Source organism: Mesorhizobium calcicola, assembly GCF_042682105.1.
Taxonomy (GTDB): Bacteria; Pseudomonadota; Alphaproteobacteria; order Rhizobiales; family Rhizobiaceae; genus Mesorhizobium; species Mesorhizobium calcicola.
In genome coordinates, this window is the sequence record NZ_JBHUGY010000072.1 from 1 (window position 1) to 20,010 (window position 20,010).

Annotated in this window: 15 protein-coding genes and 2 pseudogenes; 4 read left to right on the forward strand and 13 right to left on the reverse strand. The window is 59.5% G+C overall.

The window, feature by feature from the left end; all coding sequences use genetic code 11:
- Positions 1–389: pseudogene (locus ACFSQT_RS35740) on the reverse strand (hypothetical protein); the annotation flags it as partial.
- A 97-nt stretch (positions 390–486) separates the two neighbouring features.
- Positions 487–1,134: an ATP-binding cassette domain-containing protein gene (locus ACFSQT_RS35745; RefSeq protein ID WP_379026745.1), complete on the reverse strand. Its 648-nt coding sequence runs from the start codon at positions 1,132–1,134 to the stop codon at positions 487–489.
- Here ACFSQT_RS35745 and ACFSQT_RS35750 point away from each other — a divergent pair.
- The gene (locus ACFSQT_RS35750; protein WP_379026794.1) at positions 1,046–1,264 is read left to right on the forward strand and encodes a hypothetical protein; all 219 of its coding nucleotides are present in this window, start codon (positions 1,046–1,048) and stop codon (positions 1,262–1,264) included. The two genes, ACFSQT_RS35745 and ACFSQT_RS35750, sit on opposite strands and share 89 nt — an antisense overlap.
- Positions 1,265–1,380: 116 nt before the next feature.
- Here the strand turns inward: ACFSQT_RS35750 and ACFSQT_RS35755 are convergent.
- A pseudogene (locus ACFSQT_RS35755) lies at positions 1,381–1,633 on the reverse strand (substrate-binding domain-containing protein); the annotation flags it as partial.
- Positions 1,634–2,103: 470 nt separating this feature from the next.
- Between ACFSQT_RS35755 and ACFSQT_RS35760 the strand changes: the two are divergent.
- Positions 2,104–2,352: a helix-turn-helix domain-containing protein gene (locus ACFSQT_RS35760; RefSeq protein WP_379026746.1), complete on the forward strand. Its 249-nt coding sequence runs from the start codon at positions 2,104–2,106 to the stop codon at positions 2,350–2,352.
- Positions 2,353–2,429: 77 nt separating this feature from the next.
- Here the strand turns inward: ACFSQT_RS35760 and ACFSQT_RS35765 are convergent, their stop codons facing one another.
- The 3 genes from ACFSQT_RS35765 to ACFSQT_RS35775 form a co-directional block, all read right to left on the reverse strand.
- Positions 2,430–3,218, reverse strand: a complete 789-nt coding sequence (locus ACFSQT_RS35765) for a hypothetical protein (RefSeq protein WP_379026747.1) — start codon at positions 3,216–3,218, stop codon at positions 2,430–2,432.
- 84 nt (positions 3,219–3,302) lie between these two features.
- Positions 3,303–4,400, reverse strand: coding sequence for a hypothetical protein (locus ACFSQT_RS35770; RefSeq protein ID WP_379026748.1), 1,098 nt, complete (start codon positions 4,398–4,400; stop codon positions 3,303–3,305).
- On the reverse strand, positions 4,375–6,570 hold the full coding sequence (locus ACFSQT_RS35775; RefSeq protein ID WP_379026749.1) for a HigA family addiction module antitoxin: 2,196 nt from the start codon (positions 6,568–6,570) through the stop codon (positions 4,375–4,377). Before ACFSQT_RS35775 ends, ACFSQT_RS35770 begins: the two co-directional genes overlap by 26 nt.
- Positions 6,571–6,853: 283 nt before the next feature.
- Between ACFSQT_RS35775 and ACFSQT_RS35780 the strand changes: the two genes are divergently transcribed.
- Positions 6,854–7,528 carry an NYN domain-containing protein gene (locus tag ACFSQT_RS35780; RefSeq protein ID WP_379026750.1) on the forward strand — a complete coding sequence of 225 codons (675 nt, stop codon included), beginning with the start codon at positions 6,854–6,856 and terminating at the stop codon, positions 7,526–7,528.
- Between the two features lie 190 nt (positions 7,529–7,718).
- On the opposite strand, the gene ACFSQT_RS35785 is transcribed toward ACFSQT_RS35780, so the two are convergent.
- Entirely contained in the window at positions 7,719–8,033 is a 315-nt protein-coding gene (locus ACFSQT_RS35785; protein WP_379026751.1) for a hypothetical protein, read from the reverse strand.
- Between the two features lie 993 nt (positions 8,034–9,026).
- On the opposite strand from ACFSQT_RS35785, the gene ACFSQT_RS35790 reads away from it, so the two are divergent.
- Positions 9,027–10,193 carry a hypothetical protein gene (locus ACFSQT_RS35790; RefSeq protein WP_379026752.1) on the forward strand — a complete coding sequence of 389 codons (1,167 nt, stop codon included), beginning with the start codon at positions 9,027–9,029 and terminating at the stop codon, positions 10,191–10,193.
- Between the two features lie 6 nt (positions 10,194–10,199).
- On the opposite strand, the gene ACFSQT_RS35795 is transcribed toward ACFSQT_RS35790, so the two are convergent.
- The 6 genes from ACFSQT_RS35795 to ACFSQT_RS35820 all read right to left on the reverse strand — a co-directional run bounded on the left by ACFSQT_RS35795 (position 10,200) and on the right by ACFSQT_RS35820 (position 19,851).
- On the reverse strand, positions 10,200–11,156 hold the full coding sequence (locus tag ACFSQT_RS35795; RefSeq protein WP_379026753.1) for a helicase-related protein: 957 nt from the start codon (positions 11,154–11,156) through the stop codon (positions 10,200–10,202).
- A gap of 162 nt (positions 11,157–11,318) precedes the next feature.
- Positions 11,319–12,451 (reverse strand): IS3 family transposase gene (locus tag ACFSQT_RS35800; protein WP_379018563.1). Its coding sequence is split into 2 segments (ribosomal slippage): positions 11,319–12,187 and positions 12,187–12,451, totalling 1,134 coding nucleotides; the frame shifts between segments, so codons are not numbered across the junction.
- An 85-nt stretch (positions 12,452–12,536) separates the two neighbouring features.
- Complete coding sequence (locus tag ACFSQT_RS35805; RefSeq protein WP_379026754.1) at positions 12,537–14,672, reverse strand: DEAD/DEAH box helicase family protein; 2,136 nt, start codon at positions 14,670–14,672, stop codon at positions 12,537–12,539.
- The gene (locus ACFSQT_RS35810) at positions 14,669–16,510 is read right to left on the reverse strand and encodes a phospholipase D family protein (RefSeq protein ID WP_379026755.1); all 1,842 of its coding nucleotides are present in this window, start codon (positions 16,508–16,510) and stop codon (positions 14,669–14,671) included. Before ACFSQT_RS35810 ends, ACFSQT_RS35805 begins: the two co-directional genes overlap by 4 nt.
- A complete protein-coding gene (locus ACFSQT_RS35815; protein WP_379026756.1) occupies positions 16,507–17,679 on the reverse strand; it encodes a DUF6361 family protein in 1,173 nt (390 codons plus the stop codon). The genes ACFSQT_RS35810 and ACFSQT_RS35815 overlap by 4 nt, the downstream gene beginning before the upstream one ends.
- Positions 17,680–18,183: 504 nt before the next feature.
- Positions 18,184–19,851 carry a TIGR04141 family sporadically distributed protein gene (locus ACFSQT_RS35820; RefSeq protein WP_379026757.1) on the reverse strand — a complete coding sequence of 556 codons (1,668 nt, stop codon included), beginning with the start codon at positions 19,849–19,851 and terminating at the stop codon, positions 18,184–18,186.
- Positions 19,852–20,010: the final 159 nt, after the last annotated feature.

Below are 20,010 nucleotides of genomic sequence, written 5' to 3' on the forward strand. Positions count from 1 at the left end.
TCAGGCCGCGCAGCAGGACATTCATGCCGAGCGTGGCGATCAGCGACGACAGCCCGCATAGACGACCAGCGAGCCGACCAGGAACCGAGCAGCATGCCGGTGACGAGTGCCGCGGCAATGCCCAGGAACGGATCGTAGCCGGCCTGCCGACCAGCGCGAAGGACCCAGGAAGCAAAACCCATCGTCGCTGGAAACGACAGGTCGATCTCGCCGCAGGTGACGACAAAGACCGCACGCACCACCACGAACAGCGCCACCGGCAGCGTGGTCAGCACCGAGCTGTAGAGATCCAGGTGGTGAAGTACGGTCGGGTTGGCGATCATGAACACCGCCATCATGACGATGAACACGGCGAGCGTTGCCGAGTGCCGCCCGGTTGTCGAGGACAAAGCCGCGCAGCCTAGTGATCGGACGGGTGTTTCCACTCTTTCCGAGCTGCCCCACCCATGCCCGCCGAGCTATCGAGATCGGGTTCCATGGTCTTGCTCATCGCGCTCGCTGCTCCGTTTCGCGGCCTCGTGCAGCCCGGGCAATCCGCCGGGATGCGCGACATCTTCCATGAAGTTGATGAGGTCTTCGGCCGACTTGACCTCGCGCCGCATCGGCCGAGAGCGCGACCTTGCCGCGGTCCAGCACCACGAAGCGATCGGCGATTGTCGAAGACATGATGGATGTTGTGGCCGAATGAACAGGATCGAGACGGCCGGCTCGCCCGCACCTGCGCACGAAATGGAAGACCTTGGCGGTCTCGGTCAGCGACAGCGCCGTCGTCGGTTCGTCTAGGATGATCAGCTCCGCCTGCTTGTAGATGGCCCGCGCGATCGCCACGCCCTGGCGTTCGCCCGCCCGACAGCTGGCCGACGATCGACTGCGGCGTGAACACTTTCGAGGTGAAGCCGATCTCGCGCATTCAGCCGGCTCGCCTCCTCGATCTCCTTGTTGACCTTCAGCCAGCCGAGAAAGCCGGTGAGCTCGCGGCCCATGAAGATGTTGCGCACGATTGTCTGCTGTACGGCCAGCGCCCGGTCCTGGAACACCGTCTCTGATGCCCGGCGTCGCGCGAGCGCGCGCCGCACTCCATCCGGTCACCGGTTTGCCGCGGATGAGAATCTCGCCGCTGGTCGGCTTGACCACGCCCGACAGGATCTTGATCAGCGTCGACTTGCCCGGCGCCGTTGTCGCCGATGAGGCCGACCACCTCGCCGCGGTCGACGCTGAGATTGACCCCACCCAAGGCATAGACGTGGGCCATAGGACTTGCTGATGTCGCGCAGTTCGATGATGCGTTCGGCCATCGTATCCTCGCTTGATTGTCTCTTGCCGGCTTGTCGCCGGTCGGCTCCGTCGGCCGGGCTCAATCCCGGCCGACGGCTTGGGAGGTCAGCGTAGCGCCTGCTTGGCCAGCTCGGCGACGATCTCGTAATTCTCAGGTGTGACGAAGCCGGCGCCGGTGTCGACATTCATTGGCGCCAGACCCAGTACCACCTGCTGGCAGAGGCTGAGGATCGGCAGATAGCCCTGCAGGAAAGGCTGCTGGTCAGCCGTCAGCTGCACCCAGCCGCCCTTGAAGGCTTCGACGATCTGCGGGCTGGTGTCCGAAGCCGAAGTTGAAGATGTCGCCGGGCTTCCTCCCGCGGAACGGTCACGTTCCCGCCGTCGGACAACTTCACTGTCGTGCAAGGGAAACCAACGGTCTCGATAAGTACCCTCTCCAACCGCTGCTGCTGATTGCAAAGCCGTCAGTCTCCTCCCAAGCCGCCTGCCATCGTTTCCACACCGCCACCGCAGGATCAATGGCGTCATCACCCTCCAACTCGCTGCGAGCAAACGATTAGCCTGTGTCGCCGCCATTGCGATTGCCGTTCCCGCAAGCACCTTCCTGCGCGTGACGAAAGGCAAGTCGTGCTATTGTCGGAATCAGCCATGATCCGAGTTCTCAACTGCTCTTGGGTTACGGTCAGGCTGTAAAGGCAGGTTGCTCTTCCCTCAGCAACCGCCCCGCCAGCCACCATTATCGTATCAGGGGTACGATAAATCCATTAAGCGCACCGGATCAACAAGAATCGTATTCAATGTTACGAAATGAACATAATCCAGTGTAGAATGGCGCGCGTAGCGCTGGGTTGGGGAACAAGAGACCTGGCTCGCAAGGCAGGGGTCTCACCTGATACCGTCGCCCGTTTTGAGCGAGGCGAAGACCTAAAAGACTCAACCCTTGCGACGATCAGGGCCACATCGAAGCAGAGGGGATCGAATTCATGCCAGACGCCGGAAATGGCCCAGGCGTACGGTATTTGCCTCGTAAACACGGCAAATGACGCCGAGAGGTTTTCAATTCGCTTGGTTCGGTGACCTTGCCAACATTACGGGACGGAGCCCCTTCCGAGTGGGGGAACGCTCGTCAAACCGTTTTGTTTTCGGCCCAGCGGCTACAGACCCCACCTGCTAAGAATAAGTGGAAGACCTTCAGTGACGAAGGCGGCGGCGAATGCCCGCTTCTGTGTCCTGCTGATCGGCCTCCGCTCATAGGTCTTAACCATCGACATCAACAGCGAGGAAGATACGAAGGGATGCGTGAACTGCAACGCGTCCGCCCACCTGCGATATTTGTCCGCAAGCTCGCGCTCCTGCCCACCGCCTTCGCCACGCCAGTGACGCCGCCGCGCATTGTAGAGACCGGTGTGCGCCCCGTTTGAAAGAGACTCCGACTGAAGGTCTTCCATTACGTCGCGAACCACTTCGTTCGGCCACACTTCATCCTTTCCCGTTGGTGCGCCTGAGAAAAGTTTGCCAAGGCAGACATCGGCTATATCGGTACGGTCGAGCTCGGCGCACGCTTTGCGCACAGTAGAAAACCATTCACTGAGCTTTTCGCGCTGTTCTTTTTCAGTAGCGTTGCCTTGTCCGGGAATTCGTTCAAGCGCTTCGAGCAGACGATAGCCACGGGTCGCGAGATGCTCGCGACCTTCCCCAGTGCGGTATTCGAGAGGATCTTCACCGCGATCCTTGCGCTTGTATGCCCAGGCGACCGCCTGGACGAATAGGTCAGGATGGTCCTCTACGTAGCGTTCAAGATTCGGTATTTGATGACCGTCGCCGCCACGGAACGTTCGGGCGAGCACATCGATGTAGGCGAACTCCAACCCGGCTTTCTCCTCGATCGAAATATCCGGGTTGCGGGTCAAGCAGTTGGAAGGCCCGCTGAATGTCGTAGTCACGCAGTTGGTATTCCCCGGGCCTATCGTTCCCTTCCTGCACCATGCCCGACAGGATTTGGATGAGAAGAGGCGGGCGAATCTCGTCTAGCTTGAAGTGCACGGCCGCAAAGGCAGCGCGGGGTCTCTTGGCTTGGAGAAGACGGCGCACGCTTTCGTTGTTCTCGTCCGGCGCGTCAAATGCGTACTGAGGCACAACATCGCGCCAATAGGTAGCGCGCGCCTCCGTCGACAGCTGATCCACAAGTCCCAGGTTGTCATCCGGTAGGGAGATAGAAGTAGGAGGCGAAGAGCCTCTTCTTCTGTGAGGATTGGGCGTAAGGTCGTGTACAGGGCCTCACGGCGATCCGTGTCCATGGCCCACATTGCCCCTGCCGCGATACTGTCCCTGCCGGTTTCGCCCGAGGGGCGGACGTAGGGACCGCAAAACGAGGTCCTGGAGCTGATCTTCTTGAGGATGCCGTTCGCCAGATACGCGCCGATCCGACGCTGCGAACTGCCTTTAGTCGCCAGATCAAACACACCATCGAGGCCACGCTCCTGGGCGACTGCCGTCAGTGCTTCGATACGAAGCTTCTCGACGCGTTTCTCTCGCGCCTCAAAGTCGATTTCTTCTTCGGCGAACTCGTCGGCCGACTCGTCGATCCAGTCCTGACGGAAAAGCCATTCGTGCTGATTTACAACATCTGTCGGACGCATCGCGTCGTAGATCGCCTTCGCGGTTTTGGAAAGACTTGCGTGTCCTTTCTCGTCAGCTTTCTTACGGCCGCGCCGCGAGAGCACTGTCACCCGTAATTTTTCGCGAACCTTGGCAATTTCGTCATCGTTGGCGCCGCTCTTGCGCCACTCGTCGATGATATCCCAGACCCGGTCCTGGAAATCAGGTCCAAGCGCATGAAGTCTACCGATTAGATCGCAGAGCATCTCCACCGTGTAGGATGGCCTGCTTAGAGCGAGTTCTACCATTTCAAGCACGAAGGCGTTGATTGGACCCCATGTCTTGAAAGGCTCACCAAAGCCATAGCCATCGGACCGCCATTTGGGCTTATGGCTATAGTCGCCAACCCGGCTACCATAGTCACCAAACTGCTGAAGGGCGATTTGCCAGCCCACCGCAGGATGCTTTTCAAGCAAGAGGCGAATAGCTTTGAGCCGCGCGTCATGATCGGCTGCGGTCTGCGGCATCCACGCGCGGAAGATCGAGCCGAGCGAGTTGATAGGCTTGTTCGCCCAGTTTGTCGTTGATTTCGACTTCTGACAGCCGACCCAAAGTCTTCACGACACGTGAGAAGGTTGCAGGGCTCCATGCCAGTCCCTCCAGAGCCCAAAGCAGACCGGTGCGCGGAGTGGACGAGCCGAAGTGACCAGTGTCTGCTGGGCGGAGGAGGCCCAATGTCTCGGGGTGCGCAGCACGCAGATCACGTTCGATGATGTCAAGAAACGCATCCGGCGCCGCCTCGGCATAAAGCGGAAGGTCGCGATCATTGGCTTCGAGCTTGCGTGTGGAGATTGGGTCGAGAAGATCTCGGATCAGCTTAGCGGCAGCGAGATCGCCATCGAACCCTAGGCGCTTGCCAAACAGGTTCTTGCCGTGCACGGCGAGCAAGACGAGCGTCTCGGAGATACCTTCGCGCACTGCGCCCGAAAACTCGCGTTTCCTGCCGTGCATTGATGCTGCCCAGCGGTCTTTTTCTGGAAGGTCAAGTGCAGGATCGTCTTCGCCAAGCACCATGCGCGCAGTGTCAAGAAAGCGATTGAGATCTGCTTTGGTAAACGCACCCGCAATCGCGAAAAGGGAGTCGATCTTAGAGATGACACCGCGATAGCCCCCTATCGACCACACAGGCGCGTCGTTCAGCTGTGCAAACTCCTGGACGCGCTTTTCGAGATGCTCAAAAGGAATGTCGCCTGCAAGCAGTGACAGCGCTGTCTGGTCTGCCTCGTTCTGGGCATCCCATGCGCCAACCAGCACCAGCGGGACGAGGCCTGACGAAGTCTCGTGATCCCTGGCCCACACAGGTGTGCGGATCGCCGGGATTGTCGAAAGCTGACGGCGCAGAACAGTTAGCGAGCGGCCCGATGCCTCGGCGAGTGAGGTCAAGTCATCACGCCCCTTACCCATCGCCTCGAGGGCCTTGTTGAAGGCATCGTAGCCAAGCGGCTCTAGCACGATGTCAGGTTCAGAGTTGGTGGCGTTGCGCGGATAGACAACAATGGTACGCAACACTGAACTGTAAGGTCCAAACTCGCGTTCGACTTCGCGCGTGTGCGCAACCGCAATGAAATCGACGGTGCCTTGGGCAAACTTTGGAAGAACCCCAGGTTCATCAAAGACGAGCACACGGTCCCTGTGTAGTTCCAGCTCTGGCTCGGCCAGAACCTGACTGAGGAAAGCGAGCGCTTCTTCGACAGAGTCGGCGACAATCACAAGGGGCTCGGAACGGTCTGCCGCTGCGAATCCTTTAATCCTGTCACCCCAAACCTTGTTGGCTGTACTGAACAGCGAGGGATGAAGTGCAGGGTCTGTAACGTTAGCCCAATCAATCCAGCATCGATCCAGCGTTCGCACACCACTTGAGGGCCGGGCCGTCTGGTTCGCAAACCATGTCTGCGCCGCAAGCGACTGCTCCATCCACTGTTCTAGGTCGCTGGCATCGTAGGCACGGACGTCCCTCCAGAGTTTCTTCGCTCTCATAGCCGCAATCCATGCAGTCTTGCCGGTCCAACGGCGCGGCGTGACGAAAACGAAGGTAATGTCGTCGCGATCGGCTTTCTTGGTCGCCTTAACGCTTTTTGCGAAATCGCCGTTGGCCTTATCATTGATGTCCGCGGTGACGCCAAATTCCCAGCCCGACGTGCCAGCCGGAATCCACGGAGTACCCGAGCCAGCCTCAACAAAGCCATCCCAACCGGGACGCTCCGCATCATCGTTGCCGGGGAAATCGACCTTCTCAAGATCGTGTCCCGTCGAATGGACCAGCGTGCGCAGCAAGACGGAAAGCTTCGTGCGGGCCTGGATGGTTGTCGTGAACCAATTCACAAGATCGTTCGCCTGCACATTCAGGAATGGCGTCACATACGCGCGCGCGTTTTGCGCCGTGCCTGCCGCCTTGCCTGCATGAGCATCGTATGCGCTTTGTAAATCGAGGATCTTCTTCGCTGGAACACCAAAAGCCCGTTCGATGCGCGTCGCCATATCAGGCGTCGCCGAAACTTTTCCGTTCAGGAAGTTGGACACACCAGGGCGGCTGATGCCGATCAGCTTCGCGGCCTCAGTGACGTTCACCCCGCGGCGATCTAGGACATTTTCCCGAACGTATTGCCCAGGATGCAGAGGAAATGATTTTTTAGCCATAGACTGAGCATAGCGTTTACGTTATGTGTAACGCAACACCTTACAGACTCCTACTCGACGAAAAGCGTGAGTAACAGTCCGACCTCCCTGTGGTCCGGAAAGTTCTAGCCTGAAAACGGATCCTTCTGCTCGTTGGTAGGACCCAAAGCAAGATTCGCGATGAATCGGAGCTGAAAAAGAAAACCCCGCAGACTGTCGTCTACGGGGGAGCTGCTGGGCGCACCATGCAGCGTTGCATGCCGTAACTACAGCAAGACGGCATGAATGTCAAGGAGTCACGCCGTTGAGAGGCGCTGCTTATGTAGATGGGTTCAACCTTTACCACGGGCTCGATGAGCTCAACCAGCCCTATTTGAAATGGCTGAATTTGTGGCGGTTGGCGGAGATTTTCCGGCGAGGACACGCAGACACCATTGAGAAGGTTGTGTTTTGCACGGCCACGTTCAAGGGAGATACCGGCAAGTCTGCGCGGCACCGGTTCTATATGGACGCGCTTCGAAACGTAAACGTCGAGATCCGCATGGGTCACGAGGGTTCGGAGTACTGCCACTGTAACAAATGCCAAAAAGGCTGGTACGCACCACGCGAGAAAGAGACGGACATCAACGTCGCGATGGCGCTCTATGACGATGCGATCGACAACCTGTTTGACGTGGCCTTTCTTGTCACCGGCGACACCGACCAGGCGGCAACGATGAAGTCCATGGCTAAACGATTCCCCGACAAGCGGATCATCATCGTTGCACCGCCTAACCGGGACCGCAACACACAGCTGAAGGATCTCGCTTATAACCGGACGCAGATCAAGATCACGACGGATATGCTGGACCTAGCGCTCTTCCCGGGGCTGGTGACTGCAGAGGGCAAGAAGGCCGTTGTCAGGCCGGCCGAGTACGCGCCGCCGGCAGGTTGGATCCACCCAGACGACCGCCCCCAAAAAGCGAAAATTGCAAAGTAGATCTCCTATGCCATCGTCGCGATGATCGGCCGCCGGGGAGACCGCGACGCTGGCGCCAATGACCGACTAGGTGCGCGCACCGGCGTTCTGGTCTGAGAACGAAGCCCGTTCAATGCGGGCAATTGAAAGACATCAGCCAGCGATTTGCGGACGATCTGATGGAGGCTAACCCGCAACACAGCGGTGGGTCTCATGCCCTCCACATCGTTGAGTGAAGCAGAGCCTGCATATGCTCTGCAAGGTCGAGCTCACCGCACGCCTCGAGCGCCCTCTCCTCTTCCCGACTGGCTCTGGCGGAGTCGCCGCTGCCACCGTCTATCTCGTGCAGGGCTTTGCCGAACTCAGCATAGGCTGTCTTGTGCGCCTCAATCAGCGCTCGAAGACTATTGGACAGTTCTTGGTCTCGGCTCGGCGGCTCTGCACCGAGCGCCGTTGCCGTCATCGACGAGGCGACGACTGCGCTGCCGGAGTGGAGGAGCAAGGCGCGGCGGTTGATCCTAGGCATGGCAACCTCTCCCATTCGCTTTGCTGGCCATCACGCCAGCGGCGTAAAACCATCAAAGCGTAACACGACGGTTTGCGCATTCGTGTCAGGATCAACAGACCCAAGCAGTCGAGAGCCAGTGCGGCTGGGCGATGCGTTGCGCCTGCATCTCGGATAGGATGCCGTGCCCGACGAACACTCCGACGGAAGCTTGGATTTGAGGGCGGACGTGTCGCGACTGGCTCGCTCCCACTGGGCGTGAAGCCTATGCACCGCAATGCGGAGGATGGCGCCAGCCGACAAGCCCTGCGCTCGGCCGCCATCCTACGGCCGGCGCTGGCGACGTCGGCTCCACGGGCCGGAGTGACGCCCCTGCGGGCAGTTCGCCGATCGCGGGCCACCTCAGGCTAGGTCGGCGAGCTGCTAATGTAGTCTACCCAACCGCTCGTTATCTAACGACGAGCGGCCACCTCAAGAACAATCTCTGACCACGCCCTCCTTTCCCGGCCCCAGCCCCCGCAAAGGCCAGCCGGGCGGCCACACATCGCACTAAGCTACGGACGAAGAACGAAAACCAACGATCTTGGGAGGTGCAGGGAAAACCCGCACCTCGCGAAAATTGGGAATAACCTATTGGAATAACACGACCGCCACAGCCCGCACCTCGCGGCCTTTTATCTCGCCATCGGTCTTCGGTCGTATTTCGTGGCCCACGCTCGATAGCCCCAAACCTCGCTCTGCCACGCCGCAATGTCCGGCTGCCCCCCGTTGCGCGAGGAACAACGAAAGGAAGCAAATCGCTTCTAGAGCGTCCCTCTGATGCTCACAGAGAGCGCTGCTTCAGCTGCAGCCGATCTGCAGCTGCCTTGATGACGTAAGCGCGACCCTTGGCACGATCTGGGGCACGTTGGAGTTGCCAGATTTGACCTTAGATGGCACTGGCCAGCCTGTCATATCGACACTGCGAAGGCGTGCCAAAAGCAGCCCGGCTGAACAAAATGGAGGTACGCCAACGTGTGGCAGAAAGACATTCTTGTGTTGCCTGAGGATTTGATTGCGTTCGCCTGGTCTGCACCGATGCGGGACCTGGCAGCGAAGCTTGAACTGTCCGACGTCGGGCTGAAGAAGCTGCTGACGCGATGTGGAATTGCGTCGCCGCCGCAGGGATATTGGAACAAAATCCGAGCCGGAAAGAAGGTGCCAGCACTACCCAAGGCGCCACCGCGGCGCCCCGGTGAATTGGGCCGAGCAAGTGTCGACGCCCGCTTCAAAAAGGTTCTGACAATTGCGGCCCCACTTCCATCCAATGGGCCATTTGCATCGGCTCTGGTTCCAGAAGACCTCGACGAACTCCACACACAAGAGTTGAAGGCGATTGGCAAAGTGTCTGTCCCGCAGACGTTGGACAGGCCCCACAAAGGGCTCGTTCAAATGCTCAAGCAGGAGCAGCGTCGGCGCGACAAAAATGCAGGACGCGAGTGGACCTTTGACGAACCAAAGTTTGACAATCCACTGGGCGAGCGGCGGCTGAAAATCTTCAATGCGCTGTTTTTGGCGCTCAGCAAGCGCGGCCATGACGGTGATGCCTACGAGCGCGATGGAGAAATTCACGCGCGAGCAGCCATCGGCGACACCTATCTTGGATTGGAAATAGGAATATTCGGCAGCCACCGCACCGTGCGTCAGCAGGGGTACCTGCGACCGGCGCCAGACCTGCCAGCAACAACCCCGCTTGCTCTGCGGATCGATCCAGGTTTCGACCGCAAGAATACGGTTTCGTGGCAGGATGACGGTGACACCAAGCTTGAATCAAAGATCGCTGAGATCACAGCTGCAATCATCGTGGCGGGCGAGAAGAAGTTCCGACTTAGCCTGCGGGACGCCGAGGAGCGTGCAGAGCGGGAACGGATTGAAAAGGAGAAGCAACGCCAGGAATGGCAGGTTCAACTCAACCAAAAGCGCCTGCAAAACCTGCGGACCAGCGGGGAGCTGCTGCGTCAGGCTGAAGACATTCGCGCGCTTGTTGAGCGCGTCCGTCGCGCGATCGATGGAGGTTTGACTGACATCGATGCCTCGGCTCTGGACGCATGGCAAAGTTGGGCGCTCGCAGAGGCTGACCGCCTTGATCCGGTACGGTCCGGTCAAATTATGACCCATCTGCACGCTCCCAGGAATCGATAGGTTGTCTCACTTGGCCGCAGCCGGAAAGATGTCGACAATATCCGATGATACCAAAGGGTCATTTCCCGGTGCCAACACCATTTGCCGGAATCCCATCGCCGAAAGATCGAGCACGAGTGGTCGCAGCAATCTGCGGGCTGCCTCCCCACCACGCGCCAGTACGTCAATGAAGTCTTCCTGGTTGGGCTGTCCTAGCGCCAAGCGGTAGATCATACGTTGCCCGCGAAGTTGATGAAAACGCGCGACATCGCGGCCAAACGGGCGCTCAAAAATGTGACGACTGATTTCGGCGCCGTCGAGCACCCACCAAGGGCGAAGCCCGCTCGCATCGACGGTGAGGTCTGCCTGTCTTTGCAAACTCTGCCAGGGTGAACCGCCGGTCTGCTCGAGGTCTTTCAACGCCTTGTCGCGCAACACGGTCGCGAGCTGGCGCCTGATCGCCAGGCCGGCATAGCGTTGAATGCGGCCTTCGCGCTGCTCAAGATCAAGTGGGTTGGACGAGAGGTCCCAATGGACCACGCGCGAACACCAAGGGTGGAAATCTAGGCCCTCCTGACCCACGGATGTTGTCGCCAGCACGTGCGGCCAGAAGGGCGTGTTGAAGCTGCGGCGAACCTCGTCGGGACGAACCGGCGCGGCCTGGGCAACCCCGTCTCTGACTTTGACGAGAGGCTCGGCCTCGGCATCGCCAAAAGGCACGGCAACGTGGCAGCGCACCGGAATCTTGTGTGGCTGCCCGCCGATGCCGTGAAAGCTGAAACCGCCGGCGCGCAGCCCCAGCGAGGATTTCAAATCCTTGGCGAGACCAGCAGCTCCGTCATAAAGATTTTGTGCCCGCAACCAGAAATGCTCATCGAGGACACTTTCAAAGCCACCATCAACGACCGCCCCCATCACCTGCTCGACGGCCGTCTCGCCTGGTAGCGACGCCAGGATCACCGGATTGTCGAGATAGGCCCGCAAACCGTGCCAGCAGCGCTGGCTCCGGTTGTCTGAACAGTTTCCCGCGAATGATAAGTGGCGTTCCGCCGGGTTTCGTTCATTCGATTGCGCCGGGTGTTGGGTGTGACGCAGGGAGGGCGATAGCCCGACCGTAGTCGCATCCAACACCCGGCGGCGGAAAATTCATGCCGCCGCCATGAAGTGCGTCGGATCGAAGTAGGCCTCGTCCGGCGTGCGCCGGTCAAGGCTGGAATGGGGGCGCAGTCGATTATAAAAATCCAGATATCGGCCAAGCGAGGCGCGCGCCACGCCGACGCTGTCGTAGGCATGCAGATAGACTTCTTCATACTTGACCGATTTCCAGATGCGCTCGACGAAGACATTGTCGCGCCATGCGCCCTTACCATCCATGCTGATCGCGATTTCGTTGGCGATCAGAACGTCGGTGAAGGGCTCGCTGGTGAACTGGCTACCCTGATCGGTGTTGAAAATGCCGGGCGCGCCATATTTTGTCAGGGCTTCCTCCAGCGCCCCGACACAGAAGTCCGCTTCCATCGTGATCGACACGCGATAGCTGAGCACGCGCCGGCTGAACCAGTCGACGACGGCGGCCAGATAGACAAAGCCGCGCGCCATCGGGATATAGGTGATGTCCATCGCCCAGACCTGGTTCGGACGATCGACCTTCAGTCCGCGCAGGAGATAGGGATAGATTTTGTTGCCCGGCGCGGGTTTCGAGGTGTTCGGTCGGCGATAGATCGCCTCGACGCCCATGCGCTTCATCAGCGTGGCGACGTGGCGGCGGCCGATCTCGACGCCCTCGCGGTTGAGAAGGTCGCGCAACATCCGGCTGCCCGCGAACGGGTATTCCAGATGCAGTTCATCGATGCGGCGCATCAGCGCGAGGTCCTCGGCCGACACCGGCCGCGGCTTGTAGTAGACGCTGGCGCGGCTGATGTTCAGAGCCTTGGCCTGACGGACGATGGGAAGGTCGTGGTTGCGGTCTATCATCGCTTTACGCTCAGCATGCCGGCCTTGATGAGCGCGCCTTCCAAAAAATCGTTCTCCAGCGCCAGCTCTCCGATCTTGGCGTGAAGCGCCTTCAAATCCACCGATGGCGCCTCGGCGCTCGCAACGCCCGAGCCGAAGACGCCGGCGGCGCCATCAAGCAGTTGCGCCTTCCAGGCTGTGATTTGGTTCGGGTGAACATCGAAAAGCTGAGCCAACTCGGCCAGCGTCTTTTCGCCCTTGATGGCAGTCAAAGCCACCTTGGCCTTGAAAGCCGGTGTGTGGTTCCGGCGCGTGCGCTTCGTCATGGTCTCTCCTGATTCGCGGCAACCACGTTGCCGTTGTCAGGCGGAAAATCCACTTATCGCTCTGTCCAGATTCCCCAAGCCAGCTCTAGCTAAGGTGAACCAGTTCCGGATACCGTGCTTCATCCAGGATCGTCGGGTCGTGGCGCAGCAACGCGCGGCCGAGTGCGACACCTGGCGCCCCGATTGCATAATCAACGAGATCTGAGAGTTCCCGCTCGGAAATGCTGTCGATCCGCTTTGCCTGTCGCCATTTGCGAATCGCGGAACGTGCAGCGCGATCAACGCCGATCGCGCTCGCCCAGGCTGCCGCGGATCGTTCCGCCATGCCTGCTGCCTGCTCGATCGAAGCCAGCACCTGCGCAATCGATCTGTGGCGCTCCTGAGCTTTGACCGTGTCGTTCTCAGCGATGCCCTTGGGAAGGGCCTTGAGGATCTGCCGCTTCACCCTGTTGCGAATTGCACGCAGCGTTGCTCCGGCCTTGGCGAGCGGATCTGTATGCCGGATCAGCCATGGCGAGGGATGGAAGGCGGCCATGACGGGCCCGGGGACGGCGGATAATTTAAAGCGGCGGCGCTTGTAGGCCCTCTCATACCCGCCTCGGTGCTCGGGAAGGCGATGCGCTTCCAACCCAAAGCTGAGAAGTGCGGCCACGCTGGGCGGCGTTGCCCGAAAGCGGCTGAACATCAAGATTTTGGGATCAAAAGCCTGGGCGCTCCAGCCTTCGCGCAGCGGCCACCACGGCAGCGATGGAGCAACCCATGGGAGCGCCAGCAGCTCAGGTGGGGCAATTCTGCCGAGCGCGCGAAACTTGGCATCTGGCCAGGCTGCGGGCGCATCCAGTCTGTTGCGGCGATCCCTTGTCATGCGTGTCAGGTTCGGCGCCGGCCTGATATTTGCTCGCCTCCAGGCTACGTAGCGCGGACCAAGAGATTGGGCGGGCAGCGGGACCGACGACCAGTAGGGCAGCGCTTCATAGCGGATCTGTTCAGGAAAGCTGTCGACCAGATGCCGGTAGATCCGAAAATCCTCCGGCAAAGGATCGGCGTTGAGAAATTTCGTCGCTGCGAGCGGATCCGCAGTCGTCACACTGTCCCGTTCCGTGCGCGACATCACCGGCACCAACAGGCCGCGCAACTCATTCCTGAGCCTTGCTGCCTCCGCCACCGAATGCGCCAGCTCCGAATGGTTCGCGTCGGCGTTGGCTGCAATGTCGCGCAGCCTGTCCCCGAAATCGGAGAACAACCTGGTTGCGCGTTCACGTACGTGCGCGCCACCGAGGAACTCAATCAGCTTCAAGAGCTCCACTTGGGCGAGAGCACCGCGTGCTTCCTCCCATCTCGTGCCTAGCAGCCGGTACGGCGTAGCGCTCAAGAGCAGGATTGCCGGCGTTAGAGTCGACCCTTCAGGCTCAAGTAGCGCCTTGAGAAGTGGATCGGCATCCTTTTCATCGAGAATGTGCTGGTAGCGCTGGAATTCGTCCAGAACGACAAGATCCGGCGGTTGATGGCGCAGTGTCGCCAACGCCAGCGCCCGGCGCAGACGGCCTACGAAAGTGGCCGGCTTGAGCGGCTTGATCTTTCGCGCCTGATCGCCGTCGAGCGCCAATTCCATCGCGGGGCGGACCGGATCGCCGAACTCTAGCGCGAGCGCGTCCCTGAACCGCTGCGCCAAACCCGGAGGCGCGTTGGCCAGCTTCCTTCCCGCGTCATCGACAAGCCAGTCCCACGATCGGCCGACCGAAAGTCGCAAGATGCCCGGATCGAGATCACCCGCGAAGGCAGGGTATGCACGGGCCAGGAGTACCTGCAGGAAGGCGCGCTCTTCCTTTCGACCACCGGTGAGGCGTGCACGGGCACCGGGAAACGACGTCGCCGGAGTCAGCGCATAAATCAATACGGGGTTCCTCGGTCGCGGGGAAACGGCGATCAGGGACAGTCGATCCGGCGTGTTGATGGCCGCCTCGCGATCGTCCTCCTCGAGAAAATCGACCACTCGTCCCTTGTTCTGATGAGATACGGCGTGACCGTTGGCTATATAGTAGATGACGAGCGGCCGCCTGCCACCCTCCGACATCGAACGTGCGATCTCCTTGGCGACAACGGTCTTGCCCAGGCCCACCTCGTCCGCGACCAGAAAGCGCCGCCGTCCGCCTAGGTCGGCGAAATTCGATAGTGCTGCCTTGACGGCCGCCTGCTGAAACGATTTGGGCGACGCGCTCATCGGCCTTTGCCCTTGTCGCCAAGACCCTCTTTGAGCTTCCTCCAGAGATTTTCGAAACGCCTAAGCAGTTCCCCGGCTTGCGCGTCCTCGTGTTTAGCCTGCTCCCGCACCGCCGGCAGATACTCGGAGACCCTTCGCTCGATCTCACGAAACTTTTGCCGGTCGCGCGACCAGGCCGCCAGTATCTCTTCCAGCGTCGGCAAACCAGGATCGAGTCCGATCTTCTGACTCGGAAGTGTCGGCTCTTTTCGCTTTTCGGTCGTCCAGTCTCCCTCGTCGCGGCCGTCATCGGCCAGCAGTCCGGCCAGCCAAAGCAAGAACCCCCTCGCCCCCAGCAAACGCACGAAAGCGGCACGATCGCGCTCCTCACCAAAAGGTGGATCGACCGGCGCACGCTGCAGCCAGGAGAGGCCTTTTTCCCCGCGGCTGACGCGCAAGCGAACAAACTCGCTCCGTTCCGACAGCGGCATGGCTCCAAGTTGCAACCTTGTTGAATCCCGCGGCCACACCGTGAGTTGCCCCTGCAGAGAGCCGGCCTCGAGCACGAAGTCGACTTCCTCCGGATGAGGACCGTCGGGATGGATATCAGAGATGTGCTGCAGGCGGGCCTCGTCGCCATCGAAACTGAGCGTGGCGGCCCATCGCGCAGCCACCTGCGCGCGGGCGCGTTCGAGGGCCTCCTCCTCCACCACGGCGGCATCCGGCTCATATTCTTTTTCCGGCGCGCTAACGAGCCTTGCTGAGTTGGTGAGCGCCTTGAGCCCTTTTTCGACTGCCTCGGTGACCCGCAGTTCGGCCATCACCTCCACATTGCGACCCGACCAAGCGCGATTGGTGGCGTTGGCGCTTCCAACCCACAAGGTCCGGTCGCGTCCCACACGCACGAACAAGAGCTTAGCATGTAGGCCAAGACCGATCTCTTCCTCTTCGTCGTCTTCCGCCGTGGGTTCTGCTGTGCCGTGAGACTGCGGCGCCTCCGGTTCGGGATCGCCGGCCGGATAGTCCGGTGCGTCGAGGGCCAGAAGCTCGTCAAATGCGATGAGCGAGGGGCCTAGCCGCTCGATCTCGCGCATGGTCGTCAACAGCACACGCCGCGGCGGTTTCTTCTCCTTTGGCGTCTGGCTGGCCAAGAAGCTCTTGTCGATAAACGGGCTGACAACCACGACCTCATCGGCATTGACCGGCGGAACCGGTAGCGGCAGGGCGCCGGACCCGGTCGACCAGCGGATCCGCTCAACTGTCACGCCGGGCGGTGCGCGCCAAGCGATCTTCGAGACTGCCGACGCCAAGGACGCCGGACGAATGCCATTGAGCGCCGCGCGCTCGGCCAGAGCACGTGCGAGATCGCCAGACCCACTTATCGGCTTTGCGCCGTCTCGGCCCGAGACCAGCAGCAGACCCATATCGCGGTTGACGCATTCGGTAAGATTGCGGCTTCCGATCCACAGCCGCCAGCCGACCTCGTGTTTGTTGTTTCGTGTGCGCACCAGGGCGGCTTTGGGATGCCAGCTATGCTTCGCCTCGTCGAAATCGACCTCACGCACGAATTGGTCAAGCACGGCGGCGATGCGCGGCGTTCGGCGCATCTTTGCCAGGCGGCCACGCTGGATAACGATGCGCATCTTGCCACGGAGCCGTTCGACCGCGTCGGCAAGATCGCTCGGACTGCCACGACCCGCATCGCTGTCCTTGCCTGCCAGGGCAAGCAAAGTGGCGCCAATGGAGGTCAGATCAGCGGAATAGGAGGCCAAAAGCGCCAGCTCGATATGTTCATCAGGACCGGGGCGAAGAGCCTCGAGGAACGACAGCGCCGGCCAGTTATCGACGGCAGCGCTCATTCTGCATCCACCAGGTCGTTGAGAAGCGTGCTGACCTGCGACCATCTGTAATGGAGTGGAGTTGCAAGACCATGTTCATCGCTGGACCACTCCAGACGTCTGGCACGACCATTGGGCGTCGGCGCCAGGCGTGCCCGCGGCCCCTTGCGAGCTTCCGCCGCTGTGTAAATGTCAAGGAGCGGAACGGGATCTTGTGTCTTTGAGGCTATCCAGTCCTTCGTGGCTAAGACGACAGCCCGCAGTTTGACCGGCAACGCCCCGATATCGCCCTCAAGCCCCTTGACATCGAGATTCGCCGCAACAGGACCGACTTCCCTGGCGATCGCTGTGAGATGGTTGCGATGGCGCGTCGACATCTCGCGCCTGTCAACCGCCTCAAGTGTATGTTCCAGCAGTGCGTCATAGACCGCTCGGCCTATACCGGCGAGACTTGCGACCTGCTCGGCCCGGCCAAGCGCGAACTGGTCTGGGCCAGCCAGCGCCCGCGTCTCAGCGGCCCACATTCCAGAGGGCGCGCCTATCTCTGCCCGCACCAGCCTGGAGAGCAAGGAAAGTTCTTTCCCACCAATGGGACGCAGCTGGCCGAGGTGTTCGCGCAGGAACGATGCCTCTTTAGAGGTCAGCCGTAGCGTGATGGGGCCGCTTCGCCAGCTACCCGGCCGTTCGGGAAGCGCAAGGAATGGCGGCTCGGGACTCAGGAGCGGCTGGCCATCGTCATCAATCGCTGCGCCGGCACCCTTCAGCTGCCGATGAGCTTGTGACCGGGAGATCGTTCGCCCGTCGGCACGCGACCGTAGAATCCCCCAAACCGCCAGCGCGTTCCAATAAACGGTAGACGGCGGCTGACTTGAAGCTTTGGGAAAAACACGCCCTCCGATCACCTGGGATTCGCCCGCGTTCTTTAACCGGCCAGCCAGCTCCCTTTCACGCTCGCGCAACGCCCGCGCGGCGGCCGGTCCTATCAGGCCGGCTAAATCCTCGAACAGCCAGGGGACGAAAATTGCATACCGGGCGCGGGTGTGAAGCACCGAGGTGCCCGGGAAGAAGCGGTCTGCATATCGCTGATGGATCGTCAGGAAACCGATCTCGTCGCGCACACCTGTGGATTCTTCATCCATCTGCGCCTTGGCGCGAGCCAGCGCTGCGCGCGACAAATAGGTCCATCCCAAGGACGGCTCGATCGGCGCGTTGCCTCTCATGCGTTGTCGACCAGTTCCGGCGTGCCCCCATTCCGGACAAGGGAACCTTGCCGGCCCGGCATGATCGCACGATCTGATCTACCGGCTTGTGAGTCGTCCCCGATGACGTATGATTCAATTTTGTAGCGGCACCGGGATGTTCACTGCAAACGGAATATCCACGGCCACTATTGAAAGTCAACAGTACAGTCAATGAAACCCGGGTATTGTCCCGAAATGGCTTTGGGATTGAGCTTTGTCAACAAATGCTCGCAGTGCATATATTCTCGGCTTTTCTCTGGTTTTTTTTGCACCGCAACAAACTCTAAAGATCAAAATAGCAGTCTCGCGGCGATTTTCGCTCGCCAGGCTTGATGCCGAATGTCACGACGGGGCGTAGGCATGCAACTGGAGCGCAATGATCCCTTTGCCGAGATTGCGGTTCCGGCACGGTAGCACCCACATATCCTGCGTTCACCGCAAAACCTCATACGGCTAAATCGCGTGAGGCTTCTCTAACGTAATGAAACGTACCTGCGACTTGAACCCACGAAGCTCCACATCCCGCGCCTTATTCTCGAACGAGAGCTTACCTAAGAACGGAATGGTGTGATGCCCTTGCGCATTCTCATGATCGGCAATTGCAAATTCTATGATCAATGCGCCAGGTTCAAGGGCTACTGCAGCCAGCTTGTCCGCGGCCGCATCGCCTGCTTCGGCTCTGACGCGGGCGATAAACTGAGCTCTCACATCATCTCTCTGCCACAAATCGGCAGCCCGCTGTCCTTGCTCAAATAGGTAAGATAGCATGCTCGGCTGACGGGATGTGCGCTTCACATGGATCATCCGCAGCCTCACAGGATCGTATAAATCACAGACTTCTAGCTTTTGAAAAGTGCCATCGTCTGCCACGTGCCATATCTGATCGAACAGCACATATCCCGAATCATTGGCTACTCGCTCGTTATAAGTCTCCTCGCGTTCGTAAACGGGCACGGCTTTGGTCTTACCCTTCTTGCCTACCTCTTTTTCCCATTCCGTAACCTCAAACGTCGCGAGCTTCGGATCTGAGGCTGCCTTACGATCATCAAAATATTTCTCCACCAACTGAACAATAGCTTCCGACGGAATGTACCAGTGCGCATCGTTGAGTACGAAGCGGGTCCCGTCAGCATCATCGAGGCCACCTATCAGGCACTTATAGACCGACCAGTTCCCCACGTTGACGTGTTCGTCGTTGTAGAGACAGACGCTATCGTCCTTCAGGTCAGCAAGAGTTATGTCGCCCAGATTATCGAACGATGTCTTGTAAAGATCGAGACTAACGTCCGGGAAATCGCCCTTCAAACCCGAGCCATATATTTTTACGTATCCGCTATCCTCAACATTCAATTGGGGGAGACATATTTCAAAGGTACTCTGCTGACTCTGAACGCTCTGTAATAGCAGAGCATCGAGCCGCTCTACCTCCGCCAAAGCCAACACCGGCTTAAATTCGTCAACCACGGAAAAGGCAGTCTTTTTGTAAGCGTCGGACGCATAGAAAGTAAGAGCCTTGCTTGCGATCTGCTTGATGTCAGCGAAATTCAATTTCGTTGTGAGAGAAAGGCCCGCAGCGCCCACCACAGAATTCAGGTCGTCGTCCGCAGCCACCGCGCCGGATACGCGTTTCAGAATCTCAAACTTGTTCTGCCCGCCAAATGAACCGAAGCGGGCTTTGAAGGCAGACTGCGCGAATTGCTGAATAGCGCTGGCGACATTTGATTTTTGGACGGCCTTCAATGCCGTATCGGCAACAGCGTTGATAGCTACCTTAATACCAAAGTCGCCTTCGACTTGATACTCGTTCAATAGCTTTGACCCGTATCCAAAGGTCACCGCGAATATACGTCCTGCCTCCTCGAAAATTACAACTGAGGCCGGACTACCCTTCTTGAACTGTGGCATATTAAACACACCAGATAAAATCTGCATCCAGCGTGGCGTCTTAGCCTTAGACACCATGAAGTAAGCATCGTAGTCGGCGTCACCGGCGTTGTGTGGCACTAGCTTCTCTGCCTCGCCTTCTTCAATCTTGGCAAGGAATGAAGCAGAAAGAATTGTCTGTCGCGTCGCCGTTGCAGCGCCCAAATAAAGAGCGAATTTCCGTTTTTCTTCCGTCACAGTCCCCTCCCAGCCAAATTCCGAATACACTAGTCGGCTGGGTACCGGATAGCAGCAAAATATCGCTGCATACGTACAGAGGTCAGAAACTCTGCGCCAGCCTTGCTTGGCGTCATTTGCAGGGCACTCCGTCCGCCACCCATTGCCTCCCCTGGGATT

Coding starts and splice junctions, on each gene's coding strand:
- ACFSQT_RS35760 (WP_379026746.1), top strand. CDS start 2,104: ATGGCGCGCGTAGCGCTGGGTTGGGGAACAAGAGACCTGGCTCGCAAG.
- ACFSQT_RS35805 (WP_379026754.1), bottom strand. CDS start 14,672: ATGAGCGCGTCGCCCAAATCGTTTCAGCAGGCGGCCGTCAAGGCAGCA.
- ACFSQT_RS35775 (WP_379026749.1), bottom strand. CDS start 6,570: ATGGCTAAAAAATCATTTCCTCTGCATCCTGGGCAATACGTTCGGGAA.
- ACFSQT_RS35750 (WP_379026794.1), top strand. CDS start 1,046: ATGCCCGGCGTCGCGCGAGCGCGCGCCGCACTCCATCCGGTCACCGGT.
- ACFSQT_RS35810 (WP_379026755.1), bottom strand. CDS start 16,510: ATGAGCGCTGCCGTCGATAACTGGCCGGCGCTGTCGTTCCTCGAGGCT.
- ACFSQT_RS35770 (WP_379026748.1), bottom strand. CDS start 4,400: ATGCCGCAGACCGCAGCCGATCATGACGCGCGGCTCAAAGCTATTCGC.
- ACFSQT_RS35785 (WP_379026751.1), bottom strand. CDS start 8,033: ATGCCTAGGATCAACCGCCGCGCCTTGCTCCTCCACTCCGGCAGCGCA.